Genomic DNA, 25387 nt, shown 5'->3' with positions numbered 1-25387 from the left:
GACAGCCGACCTTAGCCGGCCGATCGGGCCGCCTGCACCGCGGCGTACGCGTCGACCAGTCCCGCGCCGGTGAGATTGGCCGGATCGCCGCAGGTCTCGTCGATGCCGGTGCCCGCGTCGGTGGCCGTGCTCCGTAGGATTCGGGCGGTCGTGTCGAGATCGCCGATCAGCGCTGGGTTGGCCGACCACATCAACGCCACCACCCCGGCGACGTGCGGGGTCGCCATCGATGTTCCGTCCAGTGTGGTGTAGCCGCCACCGGGCATCGCCGAAAGGATGCCTGCCCCGGGCGCGACCAGGTCCGGTTTGGTCTGCCCGTCCGGCGTCGGTCCCCGGCTGGAGAAGTCGGTGACATCGCCGTCGCTGTCCACCGCCCCGACGGTGAACACGTCGGCGTACGGGGCCGGCGGGTCGTCGACCGAGTCGCAGAACGGGCCGGTGTTGCCGGCCGCGACCACCATCATCAGGCCGGCCGCGGCCAACGCCGCCGCCGCCGGCCGCAGCGAGCCCAGGTCGCAGCCTTCGACCTGCGGGCAGCCCCACGAGTTGGTCAGCACGTGCGGTGCCCGCTCCGGCCGCCCGTCGGTGAACGGGTCACCACCGGCCGGGAACGGCGCCAGCATGAACTGCAGGCAGTCCAGATAGCGGGCCGGGTTGCCCAGATTGCGGGCCAGATTGACGCAGCCCACCCAGGACGCGCCGGGTGCCACCCCGATACCGTCGGCACCGACCGCGGAGCCGGTCGTGTGGGTGCCGTGCCCGTTGTGGTCGGTCGGGGCGCGGGTTGCCGTCCACGGGTCGTACCAGGAATCGTCGCCACCCCGGAACCCGCCGGACAAAGCCGGATGATCGCCGTCGACGCCCGAGTCCGAGCTGCCCACCACGATCCCGTCGCCGTTGACGCCGAGCTCGGTCCAGACCCGCTCGGCGCCGAGCATGTCGATGTTCCACAGTGTTCGGTCCGGGGCCGGTTCGTCGCCCTGCTCGGCGGTCACCGTGGCCGGCAGTGGCCGCAGTTGCTGGCTGACCAACACCCGGTCGACGTCGTCGCGGCGCGACAACCAGGCCCGCATCGCCAGGCCGGCGTCCACCTCGATCGCGTTGACCAGGTAGTACGGGGTGTACGACAGCCCCCACCGGTCCAGGTCCCGACGCAGCTCCGCCTGGCTGCGTTCGGCGGTGTCGACCAGCAGCCGGTACACCTCACCCACCCGGGCGTCGCGGGCCTGCGGCCCGGTGTCGCGGGCCACTTCGGACAGGTCCGCCTGCTCCCGCATCACCACGAACACCCGCTCGCCGTGCAGGCCCGGCTGCCCGACGGTCAGATACACGGCGGTGCCGGCCAGCGCGAGCACCACGGCCGTCGCCGCGGCGACCGGGCGGGACGGCCAGCCGGCCCGCCGACGGCCGAGGCCGAAGCCCAGCACCAGTCCGACCACGACGGCGGCGGCCAGCGCGGTGGCGGTGGCGACCGCTGCCCAGAACGGCACCTCACGGCCGATGGCCAGCAGTAGGGAGACCTCCTCGGCGTCGAAGAAGGCCAGCGGCCCGGCGATGGCCAGACCGACCAGTACGCCGACGGGTGCGCCGCTGTCCCGGCGTGCCGCCCAGACGATGGCGGCGGCCGCGTACCCGAGGGGTGGCAGCACCAGCATCGCGGCCAACTGGAGGCCCGGTTGCCCGATCGCGGCGGCGAGCAGGAGGAGACCGACCCCGGCGATGGTCCCGCCGACGAGAATCACCCGCGCCGGGGAAGCGGTGCCGTGGCGACCGATGGCGGCCCAGAGGCCGGGTGCGAGCAGTTCGGCCGCGTACCAGCCGATGGCGGCCGACGCGGTGCCGACCAGGACCGTCTCCAGGGCACCGCCGAGCGCCCCGAACCACACCCACGGCAGCAGTACGGCCAGCCCGGCCGCGCCGGCCAGCAGCAGCGCGACGGCACGGTCGCGTTCCCGGTCCCGCCCGCTCTCGGTCTGCGTCGCGGTCGGCGTCGCGGTGGGCGCTGCGATGGGCGCCGCGGCCCGGTCCGGTCCGTGTCCGGTTCGTCGGCGCAGCGCCCGCAACCCGACCGCCGCGCCGGCCGCCAGCAGTGTCAGCCCGGCCAGGTACAGCTCGTGAAGCGCCGTCGGGACGGCCCGTAGCAGACCGCATCCGGCGACGGCGAGAGCGCCGATCAGCCAGGCCCGGCCGGTGGCCCGGACCGCCGGGGATCGGGGCACCACGGCCAGCAGCATGGCGGGCAGCCCGACCAGCAGCGCGGTGCCGATCCCGAGCAGCGGCCACACCGGCGCCGGGGTCGGCAGGCCGCTGGCCAGCAGGACCTGGTCGGTCAGCCAGCCGCCGACCTGGCCGACGGTGGTCACCGCGACCGACCAGACGCCGACCAGCACCGCGACGATCGCCGGCCACGGGCTGGCTGCCGCGGGCTGACCCGGATCCGCCCAGGGCTGGCCTGGAACCGCCCAGGGATACCCGGGATACCCGGGATACTCCGGGCGGTTCGGATATCCCGGGTAGCTCGGTAGGGTCGGGTGGCCGGGATCGGGGTGGCCGGGATCGCCGGGGACCTGCGTCATGCCGTCACGATAGGCCGCCGGTTACCGTGGAGGGGTGCGTGACCCAGCCGTCTCCCGGTTCGCCGCCGGCCAGCTCTCCCCGGCCCGCCGCGCCGCCGACCTGCGCCGCCTGCGCGGCGAGCGTTTCGACGTACTGGTGATCGGGGGTGGGGTGACCGGGGTCGGCGCCGCGCTCGACGCCGCCTCCCGTGGCCTCAAGGTCGGCCTGATCGAGGCCCGTGACTACGCCGCCGGCACCTCCAGCCGGTCCAGCAAGCTGATCCACGGCGGCCTGCGCTACCTGGAGCAGTTGGAGTTCGGCCTGGTGCACGAGGCGTTGACCGAGCGCGGCCTGCTGGCCACCCGGATCGCCCCACATCTGGTCCGCCCGGTACCGATCCTGGTGCCGCTGCCCACCGGCGGCGGCACCGGCGTGCGGGCCCTGCCGGCGCGGGCGTGGCGGCGGGCCTACTACGGTGCCGGCGTCGCCGCGTACGACGCGTTCGCCGGCCTGTTCGGTGGCGGCCGTGGCATGCCGTTGCACCGGCACCTGTCCCGCGAGGGCGCCCGCCGGGTGTTTCCCAGCCTGCGTCCCGACGTGGTCTCCGGCGCGATTCGCTACTACGACGGGCAGGTCGACGACGCCCGGCTGGTGGTCACCATGGCGCGCACCGCGGCCAGCCTCGGCGCGGCGGTGGTGACCAGCGCCCGCGCCGTCGGCCTGTTGCGCCAGGCCCGCGAGGTGACCGGGGTCCGGGTGCGCGACATGGAGGCGCGGCCCGGCGATCCGGACGCCGAGTTCGAGGTACGGGCGCGCACCGTCATCGCGGCCACCGGGGTGTGGAGCGACGACGTGTCCCGGATGCTCGGCGACGTCGGGGTCCGGCCCGGCCTGCGGGTACGCGCGTCCAAGGGGGTGCACCTGGTGGTGCCCCGTTCGGCGATCACCGGGGAGGCGGGGCTGATCCTGCGCACCGCCACCTCGGTGCTGTTCGTGCTGCCCTGGGGCGGGCACTGGATCATCGGTACGACCGACACCGACTGGCGGCTCGACCGGTCCCACCCGGCCGCCTCCGAACGCGACATCGGCTACCTGCTCGACCAGGTGAACACGGTGCTGGACCGGCCGCTGACCCCGCGCGACATCGAGGGCGTGTACGCCGGGCTGCGCCCGCTGCTGGCCGGCGAGGCGGATTCGACGTCCCGGCTGTCACGCGAGCACGCCGTGGTCGAGCCGATGCTCGGGCTGCTGCTGGTCGCCGGCGGCAAGTACACGACGTACCGGGTGATGGCGGCCGACGTGGTCGACCGGGCGGCGGCCCGGCTCGGGGTGAGCCGGCCGTCGCGTACGGCGCAGTTGCCGTTGCTCGGCGCGGACGGGTACACGGCGATGTGGCGCGACCGGGCCGACGTGGCCCGCCGACACGGCGTACCCGGCGGAGTGCTGGAGCACCTGCTGGAACGCTACGGCACCCTGTCGCTGGAGCTGCTGGCGTTGATCCGTGACGATCCACTGCTGGCCAGCCCGGTGCCGGGGGCACCGGAGTACCTCGCGGCCGAGATCGCCTACGCGGCCCGTGCCGAGGGGGCACTGCACCTCGACGACGTGCTCACCCGGCGTACCCGGATCTCGATCGAGTCGCCGCACCGGGGCGCCGAGTCGGCCGAGCAGACGGCCGAAGTCATGGGGGCGGCGCTGGGCTGGGACGCGGCGGTGCGTGACCGGGAGGTCACCCACTATCAGGCGCAGGTGGCCGCCGAGTTGCAGTCGCAGCGGATGCCGGACGACGCGACCGCCGACGCGGCCCGCCTCGGCGCGGCCGACGTCCGGGGGTTCGCCGCCGACCGCGGCGTGGACTGGCCGTCGGACACCGGTGTGCCGGTGACCTGACGACGACGGACGTCAGAGCAGTTTTCCCGGGTTGAGCAGGCCGGCCGGGTCGAGCGCCTGCTTGACCGCCCGGTGCACCCGCATCCCGACCGGTCCGATCTCGGTGGCCAGCCATTCGCGTTTGAGCAGGCCCACGCCGTGCTCGCCGGTGCAGGTGCCGCCGAGATCCAGCCCGATCCGCATGATCGCGTCGAACGCCGCCCGGCCCCGGGCCAGGCTGTCCGGGTCGGTGCGGTCGACCACGATGTTGGGGTGCAGATTGCCGTCGCCGGCGTGCCCGACCACCCCGATCGGGATCGCGTGCTCGGCGGCGACCGCCTCGATGCCGTCCAGCATCCGGGCGAGGGCGGTCCGGGGGACGGCCACGTCGTCGATGATCAACCCGCCGCTGCCGTCCGGGAAGGCGTCGACCGCGAAGCGTTCCATCGCCGGGTGGGCCAGCCGCCGGGCCTGCAGCAGCGCGGCGGCCTCCGTCGCGTCGGTGGCCGCGTAGACCTCGGCGGCCCCGGCGCTGGTGCAGACCTCGGCGATGCGTTCCAGGTCGCTCGCGGCGGCCGCGCCGGTGTCGACCGAGGCGAGCAGCAGCGCGGCGGCGTCGGTGCGCAGCCCCATCGGCCGGTACGCCTCGATCGCCTGCAGGTGGGTGCGGTCCAGCAGCTCCAGCAGGCTGGGACTGAGCCCACCGGAGGCGATCCCGGCCACCGCGGTGCCGGCGGCGGCGGTCGAGTCGAAGACCGCGACCAGGGTGAGCGAGGCCTCGGCGGCGGGTCGCAGCGCGACGGTCACCTCGGTGATCACGCCGAGGGTGCCCTCCGAGCCGACGAACAGCCGGGTCAGGTCGTAGCCGGCGACCCCCTTGGCGGTCCGCCGGCCGGTGCGCAGCACCTCACCGCTGGCCAGCACGACTTCCAGCCCGATGACGTATTCGCTGGTCACCCCGTACTTGACGCAGCACATGCCGCCGGCGTTGGTGGCGACGTTGCCGCCGATGGTCGACGACTCCCACGATCCCGGGTCCGGTGGGTAACGCAGGTCGTGCCGGGCGACCTCGGCGGCCAGGGCGGCGTTGACCACCCCGGGCTGTGCGACGGCGATCCGGTTCACCGGATCGACTTCGATGATCTTGTTCATCGCCACCGTGGAGAGCACCACCGCCCCGTCGACGGCGTTGGCGGCCCCGGCGAGTCCGGTCCGGGCGCCCTGCGGCACCACCGGTACGCCGTACCGCGCGGCGACGCCGATCGTGGCGACCACCTCGGCGGTGGTGCGGGGCCGGACCACGACCGCCGGGATGCCGGCGGCGCAGAGGTCCGCCTCGTCGCGTTGGTGGCCACTGAGCAGGTCAGGGTCGGTGAGCACGGCGGTGTCGGGCAGCGCCGCCCGCAGCGCGTCGATGAGGTCGGACATGGTCGCAGGCTAGCCAGCCAGGGGCCTGGCTGACCACCTCGCGCCGGCGTGCGTGATCTGGCCATTCGGGCTGCTCCTGCTGGGTACGCTGCCGGCATGGCCGCTGCCGGAAAGTCACCGGGCACCGCGGTCGCGCCACGCCTCGCCGGCGCGCTCACCAAGGCTCGTCGATGGGCTTCGGTGGAAATTCGGGAACGTTCCGGCCGGGTGCGGGCGAATCTGGTGCTGGCCCTGCAGGCCGGCCTGGCGGCGGCCCTGGCCTGGTTCATCGCCCGGCGGGTGATCGGGCACCAGATCCCGTTCTTCGCCCCGATCTCGGCGGTGATCATCCTCAGCGCGTCGGTCGGGCAGCGGCTCAAGCGCACCGCCGAGCTCGTCGTCGGGGTGGCTGTCGGGATCGCCATCGGCGACGCGATCATCCTGTCCATCGGCACCGGCACCTGGCAGCTGGCGCTGATCGTGCCGCTGGCGGTGATCACCGCGGTCTTCCTCGGCAGCGGTGCCCCACTGATCACCCAGGCCGCGTCCTCCGGTGTACTGGTGGCCACCCTCACCCCGCCGACCGACAATCTTTACCTGGAGCGGTTCGTCGATGCGTTGGTCGGCGGCCTGGTCGGGCTGGTGGTGCTGATCCTGCTGCTGCCGCTGAACCCGCTCACGGTGGTACGCCGTGCCGCGGACCCGGCGCTCGACCTGCTGTCCGACACGCTGGTGCGGTGCGGCACCGCCCTCGCCGACCGGGACCGCCGCAGGGCACAGGCAGCCGCACAGCGGCTGCACGACGCGGAGAAGGAACTCTCCGCCTTCCGTGACGCGGTCAACGCCGGACACGAAACCGCGGTGCTGGCTCCGGTGCGTTGGCGCTCGCGGGCACCGCTGGCCCAGTACGCCGAGAGCGCCGAGTACGTCACCCGTGGGCTGCGCAACTCCCGGGTGCTGACCCGGCGGGCGGCGTCCATCCTGACCGAGGACGAGCCGGTGCCGGAATCTCTGCCACGGGCGATCTGCCGACTCGGTGACGCGGTCCGGACCCTGCGCCACGAGCTCGACGCGGGCGTCGAGCCGGTGCACACCCGCCGGCTCGCCCTCGACGCCGCGCGGGGCGCCGCCGACGCGTACGAAACGGGAGTGGGTTTCAACGGCAGCGTCGTGGTGGCCCAGATCCGGGCCACCACGAGCGACCTGGTACGGGCCAGCGGCGCCAGCGCCGAGGACGTGGAACAGCTGGTCGGCGAAGCGTTCGACGAGCGGGCCGAGAAGCAGGACGCCGACGAGTAGCCGGCCGGCATGTTCCGCGTCGTGTCACGGCGCTGGCTACGCTGACCCAATGGTCGACTCTCAGCCCGGTGGACCCGTCGAGACCAGCGGCGCGGAACCGGACCCCGCACCTGCTGCGGCCGTACCGGCCGAGCCCGAGCCGGCGGAGCCGGACGTCATCCGGTCAACCAAGCCGGCCCGGCAGAGTGTCTGGCTGCGCTGGCTTGCCCTGGTCGGCATCGTGGTCTTCATCGCCGGCTGCGGGGTCGCCATCCTGAGCTATCTCGGCATGCAGCTCGGCATCGCCGCGCTGACCGTCGGGATGGTCGCCGCCGTGCTACCGGTGCCGGTGCTGGTCGCCTGCTTCCTCTGGCTGGACCGGTACGAACCCGAGCCGGTCCGGTATCTCGCCTTCTGCTTCGCCTGGGGCGCGTTCGTGGCCACGTCGGCGTCGTTGGCGGTGAACAATCTCTCCGCGTACCTGCTCGACTGGTGGGGATATCCCGAGGCGTTGGTCGCGGTGCTGGTCGCCCCGTTCATCGAGGAGCTGACGAAGACACTCGGCCCCATCCTGCTGCTGCTGACCCGCCGTCGCGAGTGGTCCGGGGTAACCGACGGCATCGTCTACTGCGGCCTGTCCGCGATCGGTTTCGCGATGGTGGAGAACATCCTCTACCTGGGCGGGTACGGCTACGCCGCAGGCGCGGAACAGTACGGGCCGGCGACCGGAGCACAGAACGTTTTCGCGATCTTCATCGTCCGGATCCTGTTCACCGGATTCGCCCACCCGCTGTTCACCTCGATGGCCGGGATCGGCCTCGGCGTCGCCGCCCGCAGCGCCGACTGGCGGATCCGGCTCCTCGCGCCGACCGCCGGCCTCCTGCTGGCGATGATGCTGCACGGTGCGTGGAACCTCATCCCGACGTTGGTCGAGGCGACCGGCCAGACGCTGATCCTGCTGTACGGCTACATCGGCCTGATGGTGCCGATCTTCTTCGGCATGGTGGGGCTGGCGATCTGGCTGCGCAGCTGGGAAGGCCGGTTGACCGAGCGGGTGCTGCCGGACTACGTACGAGCCGGATGGTTCACCCCGCCGGAGGTCGCCGCGCTCGGCAGCCTGGGCCGACGGCATTCGGCACGGCGCTGGGCTGCCCGGGTCGCCGGGGAGCCCGGCCGCCGGGCGATGCGCGACTTCCAGGCCGCCGCGACGAAACTGGCGCTGCTGCGCGACGGACTGCTGCGTGGTCTGGAGACCAAACCGACCGAGCTGGCCCGGCACTCCCGGGAGGAGAAGCGGCTACTCGCCGCGCTGTCCAGCTACCGACAGGCGTTCGTGGGTCGCGACCCGCAGGCACCGCAGGCGACCTGGGACGGCGCGCGCTACCAGATGACCTTCCCGGACGGCAGCCAGCGGCAGGTCGACGCACCGGACGACCCGGTGGTGCCGATCCCGGTGATTCTCACCGCGCCACCACCACCGCCCCCAATGTTCGCCGGTTACCCGGGTTGGCCCACCGGTCCGGGCATCCCGCCCGGCTACGGCCCGCCCCCGCCGCCCGGTTATGGTCCGCCACCACCTGGTTACGGTCCACCGCCTCCCGGCTACGGTCCACCACCGGGATATTCGACCCCGCCCGGCCACTACGGCCCGCCGCCGCCCGGCTACGGCCCGCCCCCGCCGCCCGGTTAGCACCGATCGGGTGGCAGACCGCCGCCCCGGATACCACCCGTCGTCAGCGGGTCAGGCCGAGCGTCGTCGCCAGTCGGGCGACGCCGGTGGCCTGCGGTCCGCACCGGCTGATCTCGGCGATGAGGGTACGGGCGCAGGGTCGGCAGCGGACTTCGGCCGGTGCGATGCGGTCGGCTTCGACGAGCCACCGTCCCGCTGTGGCCGGGTCGCCGTGGTCGAGGTGTGCCTGTGCGGCGTCGAGCAGGTAGGCGGCCCGGTGTTCGGCTGGCAGTCGCTGCCAGCCGTCGCGTCGGATGATCGTCGCGTGCCGCCGGACGGCGTCGGCGGGGTCGTCGAGCGCCACGGCGGCGGTGACCCGGGCACATTCGACGGCGGCGGGGCCGAAGCTGGCCTGTCGGTAGTCCTGGCCGTCGCCGGCCTGCCCGGCGAGGTCGGCGGCCCGGTCGAGCAGTTCGCCGGCACTGTTCTGGTCTCCGCCGCCGGCGGCGGCCAGTCCGGCCTGCAGCAGCAGTGTCCCGCACAGCGGCCGGTGGTCGGTCGACGTGGCCCCACCGGTCGACGCGGTGGTGGTCCGGTCGGCGGCGGCGACCTGGTGCGCGGCGGCAACCTGGTGCGCGGCGGCGACCGCTGCGGTCATCGCCAGTCGGTGCTGGCCGAGGCCGCGTAGTGATTGTGCGAGCGGCACCGCCGCCGATGCCGCCAGTAGCCGGTCGTCGCGGGCGGTGGCGAGCGCCCGGTCGGCGGCCAACCAGGCCAGGTCCGGCTCGCCGACCTTGACGAGTGCCTGCGCGGTGACGTGGTACGCCCGCACCAGCGGCTCCGCTGCATCCGACGGTCGTATCGAATCGAGCCGTCGCGCGCCGTCGAGCATCGCTGGCACCATCCGCAGCAGCCGGGGATGGTCGCCGTGCCGGTACGTCGCCCAGGCGTGTTCGACCCGCTGTGTGACCTCCTGTTCCGTTGTCGGTTCACTGTCGGCGGCGGCGAAGATGTCGTAGTGGGCCAGGGACGCCCGGACCGCGTCTACACCGGGTGTCACGGTGCCGGTCTCCGATCGGCGGTCACCGCCGAGCAGCTCCGCCGGGTCGACCCGCAGCACGTCGGCGATCTGCTGGATCAGTGAGAACCGGTCCAGGGTCCGGACGCCGCGCTCGACCTTCTCCACCCAGCTTTTCGACCGGCCGATCCGGTCGGCGAACACCTGCTGGGTCATCCGTCGCCGGACCCGCCACAGGGCAACCCGACGCCCGACCGCCACACTCACCGGCGATCGACCCCGACCCACGTCCAGCAGACGAAGCGTTCGTACAACTCGACCGGCTCACCGCCGCCGGCCACGATCCGCCGCAGGGTCACGGCAGGTAGTGCCGGCCGGCGTTACCACCACGCCGCTGCGCCCGATCCGTCCGGGTCGCCGGCCGCCGATCCGCCGGCGGCACCGTGCGGTCGGCGTACCGGCGTCGACCTGGCACCGGATACACGACATCCACCGGTACATCCGCGCGCTGAAACCACTTCCCGAACACAGACGGCCCCTCTCGGCAAGAGTTGGACGGGCGGCGACCCCGAGGGACTCTCCACGTCGACCCCGGAGCCGCCGCCCAGCGGGCGGGCCCGACGCGCGAAAAGAGCGATCACGGGGTACGGCGTCGGGCCCAGCTGATGAGATCTCTCGCGGTTCTTCCCACGCCGCCGCAACCTGGCGTATCAAGCAGCGCCGCTCAACCTCTACGAGTAGCTTGGCGGTAACGTGTGGTGAGGTCTATGGCTCAGCCGTTCGCCGGCCGCTTGCGAACAGCTCGACGCAGCCGGGCCGATCCGGTGGCGTCGGCGACTGCGTGGACCTCATCGAGCATTTGCACGCTCGCGACGTGAGCTCCGACCGCAGCATGTACGTCCGCAAGCGCGAGGAGGTAGTCGCCAGCCCACTCGGCGTGTCGCTGCGCATCGGGAAGAGCAGCAAGACCGGCGGTCAGATCACTGATCGCGGCATCGGCTGCACGCCGATCGGCGCTGGCGTGGATGGCGTGCACAAGGCCACGCTCCATCGTCAGGAAGGCGGCGGACCGGTAGTAGTGCCACGGTGGTGGATCGCCGCCGACGACGTCGAACTCCGCCACCAGTCGGTCCGACTCGCGGATCGTCTCGGTCGCCGCCCGACGACCATCCACCTGAGCCACCGCGCGTGCCAACTGCAAGGTGTCGTACACCCGCTCGCCGATGTAGACCTTCGGACCTCCGGCGAGCGCCGCTCGGGACAACTCTGCGGCCTCCGTCGGTCGGCCGCACAGCTCTGCCAGGTGCCCTCGGAAGCTGACCACGAGAGCGACCAGATCCACATCTCCGGCCGCCTTAGCAGCTGTCTCAGCCCGAGCAAGGGTACGGCGAGCAGCTCCGTACTGGCCGAGAGTTATCTGGAGCCATCCCACGAGCTGCGCTGACTGTCCGTAGAGGTGCTGTAACTGAATCCGCCCGGACTCTGCGGCGGTGGCCACCAGTCGCTCCACGGCGGCCAACTGCGCGGCAGCCGCATCCACCACCGCAGCTGATCCCACTGCGTCTTCGAGCCGACGGTGCTGAGCCAGAATCACCGCAAGGGCATCGACAGCAGTGCTGCTCGTGTCCCCGGCAGCGAGGCGGGAACGCTGGTCACCGTCAAGGCTGGCGGCGTCATCGATAACGAGACAAGCGAGTCTGCCACCCGCCCCCAATGCCACGTCCAGGTGTTCGGCTACCGAAATGGTCGGCGTCTTGCGACCAGCCTCGAGCTCACATAGATAGCTCGCTGAGTACGCAACCTGGCGGCCTAGCGCTCGGTAGGACAGACCAGCGGCTTGCCGCAACGACCGCAGTGTAATTGGCCAACGGGGATCGACAATGATCATGAGCAGGCTCCCGGGCGATGAGTCTGGCGGTGGTAACCGGCTCGCTGGGCGCTACCCTCAGCCTCATATTGGACGATACCTGCGGACTACGCCAACGCCATACTGGCGCTCATGAGTCTGGATGTACGTAGCGACGACGGCTGCCGCATGTGGGTCGAGCAGTCCGGCGCTGGGCCGCTGCTAGTGTTCTGTCACGGAGGTCCGGGCCTGTGGGACTACCTTCATCCACTCGCCCGGCTCCTCAAGGCAGATGTCCGCACTATCCGGTGGGACCAGCGCGGCTGCGGACGATCGGAGCGGCGTGGGCCGTACACCGTGGCTCGCGAGCTGCGTCCGGCCCGGTGGGCACGGCCACGGCGTCCCGTCCGGACACACCGCGCACCACCAGGACGGCCGTACCGGCTCGTGTACCCGCTCCCCACCACTTGGATTGGGCTTCACGACAGGTAGTGCCGGCCGGCGTTACCACCACGCCGCTGCGCTCGATCCGATCGCGTCGCCGGCCGACGGTCCGGCGGCGATGCACTCACCTCGGCGTGCCGGCGTCGACCTGGCACCGGATACACGACATCCACCGGTACATCCGCTCGCTGAAACCACTTCCCGAACACAGACGGCCCCTCTCGGCAAGAGTTGGACGGGCGGCGACCCCGAGGGACTCTCCACGTCGACCCCGGAGCCGCCACCCAGCGGGCGGGCCCGACGCGCGAAAAGAGCGATCACGGGGTACGGCGTCGGGCCCGGCTGAGCGGACGGCGGGCCGGGTGGTGTTCCGCCGGTGTGATGGTGCGGCACCCGGCTCCGCCGTCCTACGTAGAAGGATGCCGAGTTGATCACTGAGAGTGAATGCAAGGGTGGTGCCGGTCGATCGGCGCACGCCAAAACTGGTACTCTCGGTACCGATTGTGCAGGTCAGGCGGCCTGACCGTCCATCAGCGCGGCGAGCTTCGCCAGCTCCTGGCCCATCGCCCGACGTCGACTGGTAGTGATCATGCGTACGGTGTCGCGGGCGTACCGCTGGTGTCGCAGCCACACTGGAGCGTCGGCGGCCAGCTCGCTGAGCGCCGCCGTCGCCTCCGACCAGTCCCGCAGCTCGGCGTGGGCGCGGGCGACGTCGAGCCGGTGCCGCCGCCACGTCGTCTTCTCGGCACCACCACGACTGACGTTGGCCGCCAGGTCGAGCACCCGGCGAGGCTCGCCGGCGACCGCCGCCGCCTCGGCCCGCATCATGTCGACCATGCTCGACCGCATCCCGCCGACGATCGTTAGTTGATCAGGACTGACCGGCCGGGTGCCCAGCCGGGCAGCAGCAGCCGCCGCCGCGTCGAGCTGGGCGACCGCGTCGTCCGGCCGATTGTCGCGGGCGGTAGCAGCAGCTGCGGCTACCATCAGCCAGCCCCATGCCGCCAGCTCGTCCGGAGTAGCGCGGGAGAACCGGGGCTCGATCCGGTCGGCGGTGGTGACCGCCAGCCGCTCCGCATCGGTCAGCCGGCCCTGGCGCAGTAGCAGCCACGACATGCGCTTGACCGTCACCGCGCTCAGCAACTCGTCCCCGGCGGATGAGGCAGCGTCCAACGCGGAATTCACCGCCTGGTAGGCGAGGTCGACCGCGCGCACCTGGATCAGCACACTGCAGGTCAGGTCATAGGTGCGGGCCAGCGCCCGGTACGCGGCCGGCCTGTTGGCGTCGTCGGCGATCTCGGCGATCTCGGCGGCAGCACGGCCAGGGCGGCCGCGTAGTCGCCCCGGTGGTAGGCGCGGTCCGCCTCGGCGAGCCGGCCCGGCACGCCGGCCGCCGGCAACGCGGTCACCTCGTCGGCGATGGGCCCGGCCGGGCCACGGGCAGGGATCAACACCCGACGCAGGTCGAGCAACGCCAGCGGACGATGACCGGGCTCCCGGCGGGCCGCCCCGGTGCTCGCATCGCCGAGCAAAGTCGTCGTCGGCACCCCCAACGCCCGCGCGATCGCATGCAGCGTCGCGATCCGAGGCGTCGTACGCTGATTCGTCTCCAGCTTGCGGATCGTCTCCGTGCTCACCCCGGCCGCCGCCGCGAGCTGTTCCTGGGTGATCGACTGCCGGCGCCTGACCTGCGCGATGTTGTCACCGATGGTGGCCATCGGGTGGTCCTTCCCCGCTAGTGGTCTGGACAGCGGCACACCAGTTACACTTATCCCTGGCGGGCCACCACACGAGACACTACTCCGCGTAGCTGTCCCTATCCAGAGCTACTGATATGGCCGTGCACTAGGCGGCGGAGCTGTACGGTGCTCTTGCCGCGAGCGAACAGCCTGGTGGCAACGCGCGGTGAGGTCTACGGCTCAGCCGTTCGCCGGCCGCTTGCGAAAAGCTCGACGCAGCCGGATCGATCCGGTGGCGTCGGCGACCGCGTGAACCTCATCAAGCATTTGCATGCTCGCGCCATGGGCTCCGACCGCAGCATGTTTGTCCGCAAGGCGGGAGCCAGTCCGATGTTAGATCACGGTCATTTCCGTCTATCGATCGGTAGGTGTCTCGTCCGATTCAAAGTGGCGGCGGCCCTGCGGCTGAGCTGGGCCTCGTCAGGTAGGTCTGGAGGGTTGGAGGCGAATCTGTTCAGATTTACTTGGCGGATTCGGTTGATCATGGGGTCGTGACACTCGCCGGGCTGCTCGACATGGGTGCCGCTAGAGTCTGAGTGCTGACGACGGAAGCGGGGCAGCGTGGCAGGTGTACGGACCAGCGATGGTTTCAACCTTTGGTACGAGCAGGCAGGGTATGGTCCCACGCTGCTGTTCCCGGTTCGTCGTCGGGCGGAGTACGACGACCTGTTGACTGCGCTGGCGCAGACCTTTCAGGTGGTGCGGTATAAGCCCCGGCAGATGACGGTCATGGAGCCGGATGAGGGTGGTGGCGGTCCGTGGGAGCCGCAAGCTCTGCGTACCTATCCGATCGAGATGGAGATCAATGATCTTCACGCGGTCGCCGATGCGGTAGGTGCCGATCAGTTCGTGTTGTCCGGTTACTCTGGGACTGCCGCCCTGGCTGGGTTCCTCGCGCCCTCCAGCGGGCGCGTTGCGGGTGTCATGGTCGGAGGCTTTCCGCTGTTGTGCTCGTACGACTACTGGCTTGGCTGTGTCGAGGGGACCCGGATGGCGTGCCAGAGCGCCGGGCTGCATGCCCAGGCCGAGCTGGCCTGGGTCAGTGTCCTGCTGTATCGCGAGTGGGTGGCAAGGGATGACCATACTGCGTTGTCCCGGCTGCCGGGACCGAAGATCCTCTGGTACGGCGACCGGGACAGCGAACCTGGTTGTGCCATGCACGACCTGCTGGGCGGAGCCGCGGTCGCGCAGCGCATCAACGCCGCCACCGACGATCTGCATCGTGCCGGCTTTGATGTGTTGCGCTTCGACGGCTTGGACCATCTCGGTGCTGTGCAGCAGGCGAGCATCGTCGCGCCACGGTTGGCCGCCGCGCTCGGCGATGCCGGCTGGAAGTAGGCGTCGTGGCCACGATCTCGGATGAGGCACTGGCGGCCATCGGGCGGCTCACGGTGGCCATGACTGATCTCGAGTTCACGTTGGCCTGGATCGGCGCTGACCAGGAAGGCGGCGATCAGGGCAAGGTCTTTGCCAAGCCGGGTGAGGCAGTACGCGCTGCCCGTGGATCGGTCGAGTTCGCCCCGGCCGCGTACCGCGAAGCCTTCCTGGAAGCGGTGGGCGACGCCGGTCGTCTGCTTGCGCAAGGTCACGCCGCGATACGGGCGCTGTGGCTCGGCAGCAGCGATGACGAGGCCGCCATCGATGTGTTGACGCTACGATCCACCAAGATCAGACAACCTGTCGAGCCGGCGTTGCTGAACAACCTGACGGTCCAGTTGCAGGATTGTCGGGCTCGCCTGGACAGCCTCCTGAACGCCTTGCTCAGCGACCGGCGGCCCACCAGCGCGGGTCGGGAGCCGATTCGTGGAACAGAGCACCACGGGTACGGACCATGAGGTCGAGGCACTCTGGTCATCAGCGTGCAATCTTCCCTTGAGGACTGTGGAGCTGATCGTCATGGTGAGGTCGGAGATCCCCGCACTTTGGGGGTGCGCGCTGCTGCTGACCAGCGCTGGCGGAGCTTGGGCATGGTCAGGTCGGTGGCCAGGCGGCCGCCGCCGTACCAGATGACCTCGCCGGTGCCGTTGGTGCGTAGCCGGATCCGCACGCCGACGGCCTGGAGCCGTAGGCCCTCCGATCACTCCCCGTCCCATGCCCTGTCGGCTGGCTGAGCAAGATAGAGAATGGAATCGGGCAGCCGACGCCGGCTATGGCGGCGCAGCTCGATGCCGCCCTGCGCGCCAGCGGTGTCCTGCTCACACTCGTCGACGACACGGAAGGGGGAGCCGACATGCAGCGACGATCGGTGCTGCGGGCGCTGGGCGCTGCGGGGCTGGCCGTTGCCGGCTGGCCAACGTCGAGTCCCGCTGAGCTGCCTCGCCGAGTTGGGCCCGATCACGTAGCTGACGTGGTTGAGACCACCGCGATCTACCGAGCGTGGGTCTCTCGCCACGGCGGCACAGCCGTACGCCAGCCCGCTGCGCTCTTGCTCGAAAGGGCGGCGAACCTACACGCTGCCGCTACCGACGCAAGGACGCGAAACGATCTCCTCGTCGCCCTAGCCGATCTCGCCGGCCTCGGTGCTTACATCGCCCGTGACATCGGCGCACACGCTAGTGCCGCCGAGCACGCCCGCCTCGCCCTGTCCGCCGCTGCCGGAGCGGGGGAAACGGCCCTGGGCGCACACACCATTGTCCGGATGGCCGGCCACAGCATCGAACTGCGCCAACCCACCCAAACCATCGCGCTACTCGATGCCGTACAGCGCCAGACCAGCGACCTGACTCCTGGCGATCGCGCCAACCAGGCGTGTATCCGTGCCTGGGCGCACGCCCAACTTGGGGACGCCGATCAGGTGATCCGCGCCGTCGATACCGCTGAGGACGCGTTCGTGGGTGCGCCGATCACCTCGTCAACCGCTTGGGCGGCTCAACACGTCACCGAGGCCGAGCTGTACAGCCTCACCGGTGCCGCATACGTCGACCTCGCCAGACGTCATCCTCGGTACGCCCAGGACGCGGTCGACCGGCTCACCCGTGCCATAGATCTGAGGCGCGAGTCACTCGCCCGCAACCGCGTCCTCGACCAGATCAGCCTCGCGCAAGCCTTTCTCCACGCTGCCGAACCCGACGAAGCAGGCCGCGTCGCGCTGCGCGCACACAATGACCGTACCGGCATCACATCCCGCCGCGTCGACGGCCGTTTCAACGAACTGATCGCGGCGCTTCGCCCGTTCCAGCGTCAGCACAACACCATCCAGGACTTTTTTGACAGGCGGGACGGAGTGGGCCTCTGAGCTACAGGTACAGGCCGGTCGAGTCGGGTTCCACCCGCTGGGCGGCCACCGCGTGCACGTCGCGTTCGCGCAGCAGGACGTAGCCCCGGCCGTGCAGTTCGACCTCGGAGCGGTCCTCCGGGTCGAACAGCACCCGGTCACCGGTGACGATCGAGCGTACGTTCGGTCCCACCCCGACCGCGGTCGCCCAGGACAGCCGCCGCCCCACCGAGGCTGTCGCCGGGATGACGATGCCGGCGCTCGACCGGCGCTCGCCCTCGCTGCCTTCGAGCTTGACCAGAACCCGATCGTGGAGCAGACGGATCGGCAGGCCGTTTTCGTGGTCGGAGTCGGCAGTCACGACGGAACCGTACCGCGTGGCTCTTCCCCGCCGCGTCCGGCTGTCCCCGGTGCGTGCCCGGTCGCTGCCAGGGGTTCTCACCCCAGGAGTGTGCGTGGCCACATCAGGGAGACTTCAGGGAGGCAGCGGGCCCCTTTGCGGCCGGCTGGCCGCTACCTTGGACAGGCTTGGTCTCGACTCCCCGGGAGGTGCGCTTGAGCCGGTTCGAGCAGATGCGCCGGCGGCTGCGTCAGGCGTACGAGGCGGGACGCGAGTCGGTACGCACCGCGCGTGAGCGGGAACGTGCCCGCCGGGCGGCCAACTCGGCCGGGTCGGGCGACGCAGACGGGCTGCCCCCGGAGTCCCTCCAGGAGACCCCGCCACCGGGCGACGGGCATCTGTCCACCACGAGCCGCGACGACGCCGACGTGCCGCACGCGCTGCGGATCGCGGCCGCCTGGTCCTGGCGACTGATCGTCATCGGCATCGTCGGGTGGGCGTTGCTGCGGGTGATCGGCAACGTCCGGATCGTCGTGATCCCGTTGCTGGTGGCGCTGCTGCTCGCGGCACTGCTCGCCCCGGCGGTCGGCTGGCTGCTGCGGGCGCGGTTCCCCCGCACGTTGGCCACCGCGGTGGTGCTGATCGGTGGGCTGGCCGCGGTGGTCGGCACGCTGACCCTGGTGGTCAACCAGTTCATCACCGAGCTGCCGAACCTGAGTAACAAGGCGGCGGCCGGCATCGGTGAGATCCAGCAGTGGCTGCGCGACGGCCCGCTCAACCTGTCCGACGACGCGCTCGACCAGTACATCGAAGCCGGGCAGGACTGGATCACCGACAACACGCAGACGTTGACCAGCGGGGCGGTCTCCACCGCCGGGACCGTGGTCGAGGTGTTCACCGGCATCCTGCTGGTGCTGTTCGCGACGTTCTTCTTCCTGCGCGACGGGTCGCGGATCTGGCAGTTCGTCGTCGGCCTGTTCCCGACCACCGCCCGCTGGCGGTTCGACGACGCCGGCCGGGCCGCCTGGATGACGCTGGTGGCCTACGTACGCGCGACCGTGCTGGTGGCGTTCATCGACGCGGTCGGCATCGGTATCGCCCTGGTGCTGTTCGACGTGCCGTTCGCCTTCTCGCTCGCCGCCCTGGTGTTCCTCGGCGCGTTCATCCCGATCGTCGGGGCGACGATCTCCGGGGCGGTGGCGGTGCTGGTGGCTCTCGTCGACAGCGGCTGGGTCACCGCGTTGATCATCCTCGGCGCGGTGATCGTGGTCCAGCAGTTGGAGGGCAACGTGCTCCAACCGTTGATCATGGGGCGGGCGGTGGCCATCCACCCGCTCGCGGTGGTGCTCGCGGTCACCGCTGGCGTGGTGCTCGCCGGCATCGTCGGCGCGCTGGTCGCCGTACCGCTGATCGCGGTGCTCAACACCGCCGTGCGCCGCCTGGCCCGCCGCCGGCACGTGCCACCGCCACCACCGCCGGAATCGGTCGTCATCAGCGCCAAGCCGCCGGCGTGAGCACCACGGCCGGTGGCGTGAGCACGACGGCCGGTGGTCCCGCGTGGACCGCCGGCCGCCACGCGGGGGGTCCCGGCGATCCGTCCGGCGGATCCGTTCAGCTGGCGGCGAGTCGGCGCAGCGCCCCGTGGACCACGTCGGGCCGGGTGGTGTACCAGAACGGCGGCAGCGACCGGCGCAGGAAGGCGCCGTAGCCGCGCGCCGTCTCCAGCCGGGAGTCCAACACGGCCACCACACCCTTGTCGCCGGCCGAGCGGATCAGCCGCCCGGCGCCCTGGGCGAGGCGGATCGCCGCGATCGGCACGCTGACCGCGGCGAAGCCGGAGCCGCCGGCGGAATCCACCGCCGCTGCCCGGGCGGCGGCCAGTGGCTCGTCCGGCCGGGGGAACGGCAGCCGGTCGATCACCACCAGCTGACACGCGTCGCCCGGCACGTCGACGCCCTGCCACAGCGACATCACCCCGAACAGGCAGCTCGCCTGGTCCTCGCGGAACCGGCGGACCAGCAACGGCAGCGCCTGTTCGCCCTGGACGTGCACCGTGAGGCCGGTGCGTGCCCGGACCAGCTCCGCGGCCTGCTGCGCGGCCCGCCGGGAGGAGAACAACCCGAGGGTACGTCCGCCGAGCGTGCCGATCAGCGTGAGCAGTTCCTCGCCGGCCTGCGCCGGCAACCCGGACACGGTCGGCCGGGGCAGATGCGCGGCGACGTACAGGATCCCCTGCTTGGCGTAGTCGAAGGGCGAGCCGACGTCGAGCGAACGCCAGGACAGGTCCTCCGGCGCGAGGTCGGCCAGCTGGCCGGAGGGCCTGGCGTCGGTGTTGGCATTGGCGTCGGCACCACCAGGGGGCGCCGGCTGACTCCCGGCCGGCTGACTCCCGGCCGGCTGACCTCCGGCCGGCTGACTCCCGGCCGGGACCGGTCCGGCCGTCTCCAGCCCGAGCGACCGGGCCACCGTGTCGAAGCGGCCACCGAGGGTCAGCGTGGCCGAGGTGGCCACCACCGTCCGTTCCTCGTACAGATGATTGGCCAGGGTGCCGGCGACCGACAGCGGCGCGACGACCAGAGCCCGCCGCCCGGCGGCCGGCCCGTCCGGCTTCTCCACCCAGGCCACGTCGTTGTCCGAGCTCTCCAGCAGCCGCTGGGTGGTCTTGGAGAGCTCGTCGAGCACCGCCCGGACCTGCTGCTTGCGTACCGGGTCCGGATCGTCGGCCTTGACGTCGCCGACGGCCTCCAGCGCGTTGCGCGTCGCCGAGTCGAGCAGCGTGCAGGCTTCCCGCAGCGCGGGGGGCAGCCCACCGGTCAACCGGCCGGCGGGACTTTCGGCGAGCCCGACGGCGAGCGCGTCGCCGGCCTCGACCAGCATCTCCGCGGTTTCCGGTGGCAGCAGGGGGCGGGCCCGCCGGGTGGACCGGTCGATCAGATCCGGGTTCAGCTCCGCCTGGGCGGCCGAGGAGACCCGGTCGGCCAACTCGTGGGCCTCGTCGACGACCAGCAGCTTGTGCGGCGGGACGATGTGCCGCCCGGCGATCATGTCGACGGCGAGCAGACTGTGGTTGGTGACGACGATGTCCGCCTCGCGGGCCCGGGCGCGCGACGCCTCGGCGAAACACTCCTCGCCGTACGGGCAGCGGGCGGCACCGACGCACTCCCGCGCCGGCATCGACACCTGCCGCCAGACCTGGTCGTCGACTCCGGGATCGAGCTCGTCGCGGTCGCCGGTCTCGGTCTCCATCGCCCAGTCCCGCAGCCGCTCCACCTGCTTGCCGAGCCGGCCGGCGGCACCGAGCCACTGGGTGCCGCCGCCCGCCGGGGAGTCGAACAGGTCCGCCGGCTCCTCCTCGGCCGAGTTTTCCAGCCGGGCCAGGCACAGGTAGTGGTGGCGGCCCTTGAGCACCGCGAAGGTGGGCCGGCGGCGCAGCATCGGCTCGGCGGCGTCGGCGAGTCGGGGCAGATCGTGCTCGACGAGCTGGGACTGCAGCGCGAGGGTGGCGGTGGAGACCACCACCGGGCCGGTGACGGTGAGCGCCGGTGCCAGGTAGGCCAGCGACTTGCCGGTCCCGGTGCCGGCCTGCACCAGCAGGTGCGTACGGGTCCGGATCGCCTCGGCGATGGCGGTGGTCATCGCCTGCTGGCCGGTGCGGGCGGCTCCGCCGGGGACGGCGCCGACCGCGGCGGCGAGCAGCTCGGCGGCGCCCGGCCGGCCGGGCCTGCCCCGGTGCGCCGGAGCCCGGCCGCCGGGGGTCGCCTGGTCGCTCGCGCCGCCCGGCGCTGCCTGGTCGGTCGCGGTGGTCGTCGTCGCAGGGGTCACCGGGAGACAGTACCGATCCCGGCCGCGGCACCGTGGGTTGTCCACAGCGCGTCGGGCGTACTCCACACTCGCGCGTCACCTGCTGACACCCGTACGTCACCTTCCGGCGTGATCGGATCGGCTAGGGTGCCAGACATGTCGAGCGAAGTCGTACGGGTGGTCTATCGCAAGTACGACGGTTCGGCGCACCGCGACTACCCGGCCCGCCGGTTGACTGAGGACGAACTCGGCGTCTGGCTCGGCGTGCCCAAGGGAACCCGGTCGATCTACCATGGTCGCCCGTCGGTCGAGCAGATCCCGTTCGTGCTGCTGGTCCCGCGCCAGCAGTGGTGGACGGGCATGTTCAATCCGCCCCCGCGCACCAGCGAGGTCTACTGCGACATCGCCAGCCCGGCCCGCTGGGAGGGCGACGACACCGTGCACCTGATCGATCTCGACCTGGACGTGGTGCGTCGGCGCGCGACCGGCCTGGTCGAGTTGCGCGACGAGGACGAGTTCGCCGAGCACCGGGTGCGCTACGCCTACCCGCACGACGTGGTGGAGTCGGCCTGGGCCGCCGCCCGCTGGCTGCAGCAGGTGCTCGGTGACGGCACCGAACCGTTCGCGTCGGCGTACCGCAAGTGGTTGGCCCTGGTCAGCTGACCGCCTCCGGCCCGCCGATCGGCGGGCGTCCCCGCTGGCCGTAGTGGGCGCCAGTTGCTCCGGTGGGTAATGATCGTCGGATGACTGCTGCGCATGAGGTACCTGTCCGTGGCCTGCTCCGGGTCGGTGTGGGTCGTCCGGTCGACCTGTCCGCGATCGATACCCGGGCGACGCCGGGCCTGCCGCCGCTCGCGGTGACCGGTCCGGACCGCAAGTCCTGGGCCCGGGAGCAGGTGCGCCAGCTCGGCCGGGACCTCGCCGAGCAGCAGGAGATGCTCTACGCCCAGGCGGTCGCCGGCTCCGGTACCGGGCGACGGTTGCTGCTGGTGCTGCAGGCGATGGACTGCGGCGGCAAGGACGGCGCGGTGAGACGGGTCGCCGGGGCGATGGATCCGCTCGGCCTGCACATCCGGGCTTTCGGCCCGCCCACCGCCGAGGAGTTGGACCACCACTTTCTGTGGCGTATCCGACGGGCGCTGCCGCCGGCCGGATACGTCGGGGTGTTCAATCGGTCACATTACGAGGACGTGCTGGTGGTGCGGGTCGACTCGCTGGCGCCGGAGGAGGTCTGGCGACCCCGGTACGACGAGATCAACGCCTTCGAGTCCGAGCTGATCGATGACGGATTTGTCGTCATCAAGGTTTTTCTTCATATCTCCTACGACGAACAGCGGGAGCGGCTGCTGTCCCGGCTGACCGACCCGACCAAGCACTGGAAGTACCACCCCGGTGACGTGGACGCCCGGGCCAAGTGGCCGGACTACCAGGCCGCGTACGCCGAGGCGCTCAGCCGGTGCGCGAGCGAGCGGGCCCCGTGGCACGTGGTGCCGGCCGACCGCAAGTGGTACCGCGACTGGGCGCTGGCGCACCTGTTGCGGGAGCACTTCGTGGAGCTGGACCTGGCCTACCCGCCGGCCCGTTTCGACCTGGGATTCGAGCGGGCCCGGTTGCTCGCCGGAGACGGTGCGGGTCCGTCGAAGGTTAACGTTGGATGAACGTGGACTGACTTGAAGGTGTACGGGGGTGGGCCGCGAGCAGACGCGATTTCTGGTTCCCTAGCATTTCCTGCAGGTCCGTCGCTCGTCGGCCGTGGCCGACCCCTGTCCGCTACCTGTCTGTGTCGAGGTCTGCGCTGTGAAGTTCTCATTCCGTCCCATTGAGGGCGCTTTCTACGAACTATTCACCAAAGCCGCGCAGAACCTCATGCGAGGCACCGAGCTGCTCAACGAGCTCGCCCTGCCCGGCGTGGACGTGCAGTCGGTCAGTGAACGGCTGACCGAGGTGGAGCACGACAGCGACCAGATCACCCACGATCTGTACAAGAAAATCAACTCGGCCTTCATCACCCCGTTCGACCGGGAGGACATCTACCGGCTGGGCAGCCAACTCGACGACGTGATGGACCACCTGGAAGCCGTCGGCAACCTGCTCTACCTCTACGGGCTCACCCAGCTGCCGTCGCTGCCCCGGGAGATGCACGAGCTGATCGCCGTGCTCGACCAGCAGGCCCGGGTCACCGCCGACGCGATGCCCCGACTGCGGGCGATGAAGGACCTCGAAGACTACTGGATCGAGTGCAACCGGCTGGAGAACGAGGGCGACCGGTCGTACCGGATGCTGCTGGTCCGGCTCTTCTCCGGCGAGTACGACGCGCTCACCGTGCTCAAGATGAAGGAGGTCGCCGACGAGCTCGAAGCCGCCTGCGACGCCTTCGAGCACGTGGCGAACACAGTCGAGACGATCGCGGTCAAGGAGTCCTGAGCCGCGTGGACCCCGAACTCGTCGCCGTTCTCGCGGTGATCACCGTCGCCATGCTCTTCGACTACACCAACGGGTTCCACGACGCGGCGAACGCCATCGCCACCAGCATCTCCACCCGGGCGTTGACCCCGCGGGTCGCACTGGTCATGGCCGCCGTGGGCAACTTCGTCGGGGCCCACTTCGGCGCCGAGGTGGCCAAGACCGTCGGCAGCGGGCTGGTCGAGTTGCCGACCGGGGTGTCCAGCCTCGGCATCGTCTTCGCCGGGGTGGTCGGCGCGATCACCTGGAACCTGATCACCTGGTACTTCGGGCTGCCGTCGTCGTCGTCGCACGCGCTGATCGGCGGTCTCGTCGGGGCGACCATCGCGGCCGCCGGCACCGTGCTGTGGTCGGGTATCGCGGTCGACGTGCTCGCGCCGATGGTGCTTTCCCCGCTGGTCGGGTTCGGGCTCGGCTTCCTCGTCATGCTCGCCGTACAGTGGATCTTCCGCCACGGTCAGCCGGGCAAGCTGAACCGGGGGTTCCGGATCGCCCAGTCGGTGTCCGCGGCGGCCATGTCGGTCGGACACGGTATGCAGGACGCGGCGAAGACCATCGGCATCGTGGTGCTCGCTCTCTACGTCGGCGGTTTCCAGTCCGACGCCGAGACCATCCCCGAGTGGGTCTTCTGGACCTCGGCGACCGTGCTGGCGCTGGGCACCTACGCCGGCGGCTGGCGGATCATCCGTACGCTCGGTCGGAAGATCATCGATCTGCGACCGCCCGAGGGCTTCGCCGCCGAGACCGTGGCCAGTTCGGTGCTCTACTTCAACGCCCTGGTGCTGGGCGCCCCGATCTCCACCACGCACACCATCACCTCGGCGATCATGGGTGTCGGGGTGACCAAGCGACTGTCCGCGGTCCGCTGGAGCGTCGCCGGCAACATCATCGGTGCCTGGATCCTGACCTTTCCCGCCGCCGGTACGATCGGCGCGTTGAGCTACTTCGCCGTCCGCCCGCTGTTCACCTGACGGGCCGCCCTTCGCCTGACGGGCACCGGACGGGTGATCGGCAGGCGAAGGGACTCGGCGGGCACCACGACCTGGTCGGCGGCGCGGCCGACGCCGGGGTAGAGGGCAAGGAGCAGGCCGACGCCGACCGCCAGCCCGATGAACTGCGCGATCACGAACGCCGGGATCGATCCGGGCTGGATGCCGGCGAAGGTGTCGGTGAAACCGCGCCCGACGGTCACCGCTGGATTGGCGAACGAGGTCGACGAGGTGAACCAGTAGGCGGCGCCGATGTAGCCGCCGACCGCCGCCGGGGCGACCGTGGCCCGGCCGGAGCGGGCCAGCGCGAAGACGAGCAGCACCAGTCCGGCGGTGGCGACGATCTCCCCGAGCCACAGATTGCTCGCCGACCGGTCCGTGGTCGACCAGGTGACCGCCGGCAGGGCGAACATCAGGTTCGCCAGGACCGCGCCCGCCACACCGCCACTGACCTGGGCCACCACGTAGCCGATCAGATCGCCGCCAGCCAGGCCGGTGCCCGAGCGCCGGCCGAGGAACCAGTCGGCGACCGAGACGACCGGGTTGAAGTGACCACCGGACACCGGCCCGAAGATCAGGATCAGCGCGCCGAGCGCGAACGCGGTGGCGACCGAATTCTCCAGCAGTTGCAGCCCGACGTCGTCCGGGGACAGCGTCTGGGCCATCACCCCGGATCCGACGACCGCCGTGACCAGCAAGGCCGTGCCGGCGAACTCGGCGGTCACCCGGCGCCAGCGGGCGGTCGGATTCACGT

20 protein-coding genes and 1 pseudogene are annotated in these 25387 nt (G+C 71.2%); 12 read left to right on the top strand and 9 right to left on the bottom strand.

What is annotated here, in order from left to right; translation table 11 throughout:
- Positions 1-11 precede the first annotated feature (11 nt).
- Positions 12-2576, bottom strand: a complete 2565-nt coding sequence (locus tag ACN27F_RS14640; protein ID WP_421434004.1) for a S8 family serine peptidase — start codon at positions 2574-2576, stop codon at positions 12-14.
- Between the two features lie 34 nt (positions 2577-2610).
- On the opposite strand from ACN27F_RS14640, the gene ACN27F_RS14635 reads away from it, so the two are divergent.
- The gene (locus tag ACN27F_RS14635; RefSeq protein ID WP_421434003.1) at positions 2611-4446 is read left to right on the top strand and encodes a glycerol-3-phosphate dehydrogenase/oxidase; all 1836 of its coding nucleotides are present in this window, start codon (positions 2611-2613) and stop codon (positions 4444-4446) included.
- 12 nt (positions 4447-4458) lie between these two features.
- Here ACN27F_RS14635 and ACN27F_RS14630 read toward each other — a convergent pair whose 3' ends face one another.
- Entirely contained in the window at positions 4459-5853 is a 1395-nt protein-coding gene (locus tag ACN27F_RS14630; RefSeq protein WP_421434002.1) for an FAD-binding oxidoreductase, read from the bottom strand.
- 96 nt (positions 5854-5949) lie between these two features.
- On the opposite strand from ACN27F_RS14630, the gene ACN27F_RS14625 reads away from it, so the two are divergent.
- Both ACN27F_RS14625 and ACN27F_RS14620 read left to right on the top strand, forming a co-directional pair.
- Positions 5950-7131 (top strand): FUSC family protein, encoded by a 1182-nt coding sequence (locus tag ACN27F_RS14625; RefSeq protein ID WP_421434001.1) that lies wholly within the window; start codon positions 5950-5952, stop codon positions 7129-7131.
- A 49-nt stretch (positions 7132-7180) separates the two neighbouring features.
- Positions 7181-8800 (top strand): PrsW family intramembrane metalloprotease, encoded by a 1620-nt coding sequence (locus ACN27F_RS14620; RefSeq protein ID WP_421434000.1) that lies wholly within the window; start codon positions 7181-7183, stop codon positions 8798-8800.
- 43 nt (positions 8801-8843) lie between these two features.
- Here ACN27F_RS14620 and ACN27F_RS14615 read toward each other — a convergent pair whose 3' ends face one another.
- Both ACN27F_RS14615 and ACN27F_RS14610 read right to left on the bottom strand, forming a co-directional pair.
- Positions 8844-10064: a helix-turn-helix domain-containing protein gene (locus ACN27F_RS14615; RefSeq protein WP_421433998.1), complete on the bottom strand. Its 1221-nt coding sequence runs from the start codon at positions 10062-10064 to the stop codon at positions 8844-8846.
- 505 nt (positions 10065-10569) lie between these two features.
- Positions 10570-11685 (bottom strand): helix-turn-helix domain-containing protein, encoded by a 1116-nt coding sequence (locus ACN27F_RS14610; RefSeq protein WP_421433997.1) that lies wholly within the window; start codon positions 11683-11685, stop codon positions 10570-10572.
- 111 nt (positions 11686-11796) lie between these two features.
- Here ACN27F_RS14610 and ACN27F_RS14605 point away from each other — a divergent pair, with 111 nt between their 5' ends.
- Positions 11797-12135, top strand: coding sequence for an alpha/beta fold hydrolase (locus ACN27F_RS14605; RefSeq protein ID WP_421433996.1), 339 nt, complete (start codon positions 11797-11799; stop codon positions 12133-12135).
- 462 nt (positions 12136-12597) lie between these two features.
- On the opposite strand, the gene ACN27F_RS14600 is transcribed toward ACN27F_RS14605, so the two are convergent.
- Complete coding sequence (locus tag ACN27F_RS14600; protein ID WP_421433995.1) at positions 12598-13302, bottom strand: hypothetical protein; 705 nt, start codon at positions 13300-13302, stop codon at positions 12598-12600.
- A 20-nt stretch (positions 13303-13322) separates the two neighbouring features.
- Positions 13323-13805: a helix-turn-helix domain-containing protein gene (locus ACN27F_RS14595; RefSeq protein WP_421433994.1), complete on the bottom strand. Its 483-nt coding sequence runs from the start codon at positions 13803-13805 to the stop codon at positions 13323-13325.
- A gap of 582 nt (positions 13806-14387) precedes the next feature.
- On the opposite strand from ACN27F_RS14595, the gene ACN27F_RS14590 reads away from it, so the two are divergent.
- The 3 genes from ACN27F_RS14590 to ACN27F_RS14580 all read left to right on the top strand — a co-directional run bounded on the left by ACN27F_RS14590 (position 14388) and on the right by ACN27F_RS14580 (position 17061).
- On the top strand, positions 14388-15164 hold the full coding sequence (locus tag ACN27F_RS14590; protein WP_421433993.1) for an alpha/beta fold hydrolase: 777 nt from the start codon (positions 14388-14390) through the stop codon (positions 15162-15164).
- Positions 15165-15169: 5 nt separating this feature from the next.
- A complete protein-coding gene (locus ACN27F_RS14585; RefSeq protein ID WP_421433992.1) occupies positions 15170-15661 on the top strand; it encodes a hypothetical protein in 492 nt (163 codons plus the stop codon).
- 314 nt (positions 15662-15975) lie between these two features.
- Positions 15976-17061, top strand: coding sequence for a hypothetical protein (locus ACN27F_RS14580; RefSeq protein ID WP_421433991.1), 1086 nt, complete (start codon positions 15976-15978; stop codon positions 17059-17061).
- A 1-nt stretch (position 17062) separates the two neighbouring features.
- Here the strand turns inward: ACN27F_RS14580 and ACN27F_RS14575 are convergent, their stop codons facing one another.
- Positions 17063-17401 carry a GroES family chaperonin gene (locus ACN27F_RS14575; protein ID WP_421433990.1) on the bottom strand — a complete coding sequence of 113 codons (339 nt, stop codon included), beginning with the start codon at positions 17399-17401 and terminating at the stop codon, positions 17063-17065.
- Positions 17402-17613: 212 nt separating this feature from the next.
- On the opposite strand from ACN27F_RS14575, the gene ACN27F_RS14570 reads away from it, so the two are divergent.
- A complete protein-coding gene (locus ACN27F_RS14570) occupies positions 17614-18894 on the top strand; it encodes an AI-2E family transporter (protein ID WP_421440212.1) in 1281 nt (426 codons plus the stop codon).
- Between the two features lie 97 nt (positions 18895-18991).
- Here ACN27F_RS14570 and ACN27F_RS14565 read toward each other — a convergent pair whose 3' ends face one another.
- Positions 18992-21202, bottom strand: a complete 2211-nt coding sequence (locus ACN27F_RS14565; RefSeq protein ID WP_421433989.1) for an ATP-dependent DNA helicase — start codon at positions 21200-21202, stop codon at positions 18992-18994.
- 135 nt (positions 21203-21337) lie between these two features.
- Here ACN27F_RS14565 and ACN27F_RS14560 point away from each other — a divergent pair, with 135 nt between their 5' ends.
- The 4 genes from ACN27F_RS14560 to ACN27F_RS14545 all read left to right on the top strand — a co-directional run bounded on the left by ACN27F_RS14560 (position 21338) and on the right by ACN27F_RS14545 (position 24615).
- Positions 21338-21844: a DUF402 domain-containing protein gene (locus tag ACN27F_RS14560; protein WP_421433988.1), complete on the top strand. Its 507-nt coding sequence runs from the start codon at positions 21338-21340 to the stop codon at positions 21842-21844.
- A gap of 80 nt (positions 21845-21924) precedes the next feature.
- A complete protein-coding gene (locus tag ACN27F_RS14555; RefSeq protein ID WP_421433986.1) occupies positions 21925-22839 on the top strand; it encodes a PPK2 family polyphosphate kinase in 915 nt (304 codons plus the stop codon).
- Between the two features lie 139 nt (positions 22840-22978).
- Positions 22979-23605: a DUF47 domain-containing protein gene (locus ACN27F_RS14550; RefSeq protein WP_421433984.1), complete on the top strand. Its 627-nt coding sequence runs from the start codon at positions 22979-22981 to the stop codon at positions 23603-23605.
- Between the two features lie 5 nt (positions 23606-23610).
- Positions 23611-24615 (top strand): inorganic phosphate transporter, encoded by a 1005-nt coding sequence (locus tag ACN27F_RS14545; protein ID WP_421433982.1) that lies wholly within the window; start codon positions 23611-23613, stop codon positions 24613-24615.
- Here the strand turns inward: ACN27F_RS14545 and ACN27F_RS14540 are convergent.
- Positions 24612-25385 (bottom strand): annotated as a pseudogene (locus tag ACN27F_RS14540) (aquaporin); the annotation flags it as partial. The gene ACN27F_RS14545 and the pseudogene ACN27F_RS14540 overlap by 4 nt on opposite strands.
- Between the last annotated feature and the right edge of the window lie 2 nt (positions 25386-25387).

This window comes from Solwaraspora sp. WMMB335 (genome assembly GCF_049179075.1).
Lineage (GTDB): Bacteria > Actinomycetota > Actinomycetes > Mycobacteriales > Micromonosporaceae > Micromonospora_E.
The sequence above is the reverse complement of the archived record's forward strand: the minus strand, read 5'-3'. Positions and strand labels throughout refer to the sequence as shown.

Excerpts from the sequence above, each read along its gene's own strand:
- ACN27F_RS14640 (WP_421434004.1), bottom strand. The coding sequence starts at position 2,576 with ATGACGCAGGTCCCCGGCGATCCCGGCCACCCCGATCCCGGCCACCCG.
- ACN27F_RS14630 (WP_421434002.1), bottom strand. The coding sequence starts at position 5,853 with ATGTCCGACCTCATCGACGCGCTGCGGGCGGCGCTGCCCGACACCGCC.
- ACN27F_RS14625 (WP_421434001.1), top strand. The coding sequence starts at position 5,950 with ATGGCCGCTGCCGGAAAGTCACCGGGCACCGCGGTCGCGCCACGCCTC.
- ACN27F_RS14620 (WP_421434000.1), top strand. The coding sequence starts at position 7,181 with ATGGTCGACTCTCAGCCCGGTGGACCCGTCGAGACCAGCGGCGCGGAA.
- ACN27F_RS14610 (WP_421433997.1), bottom strand. The coding sequence starts at position 11,685 with ATGATCATTGTCGATCCCCGTTGGCCAATTACACTGCGGTCGTTGCGG.
- ACN27F_RS14605 (WP_421433996.1), top strand. The coding sequence starts at position 11,797 with ATGAGTCTGGATGTACGTAGCGACGACGGCTGCCGCATGTGGGTCGAG.
- ACN27F_RS14595 (WP_421433994.1), bottom strand. The coding sequence starts at position 13,805 with ATGGCCACCATCGGTGACAACATCGCGCAGGTCAGGCGCCGGCAGTCG.
- ACN27F_RS14580 (WP_421433991.1), top strand. The coding sequence starts at position 15,976 with ATGGCGGCGCAGCTCGATGCCGCCCTGCGCGCCAGCGGTGTCCTGCTC.
- ACN27F_RS14570 (WP_421440212.1), top strand. The coding sequence starts at position 17,614 with ATGCGCCGGCGGCTGCGTCAGGCGTACGAGGCGGGACGCGAGTCGGTA.
- ACN27F_RS14560 (WP_421433988.1), top strand. The coding sequence starts at position 21,338 with ATGTCGAGCGAAGTCGTACGGGTGGTCTATCGCAAGTACGACGGTTCG.
- ACN27F_RS14555 (WP_421433986.1), top strand. The coding sequence starts at position 21,925 with ATGACTGCTGCGCATGAGGTACCTGTCCGTGGCCTGCTCCGGGTCGGT.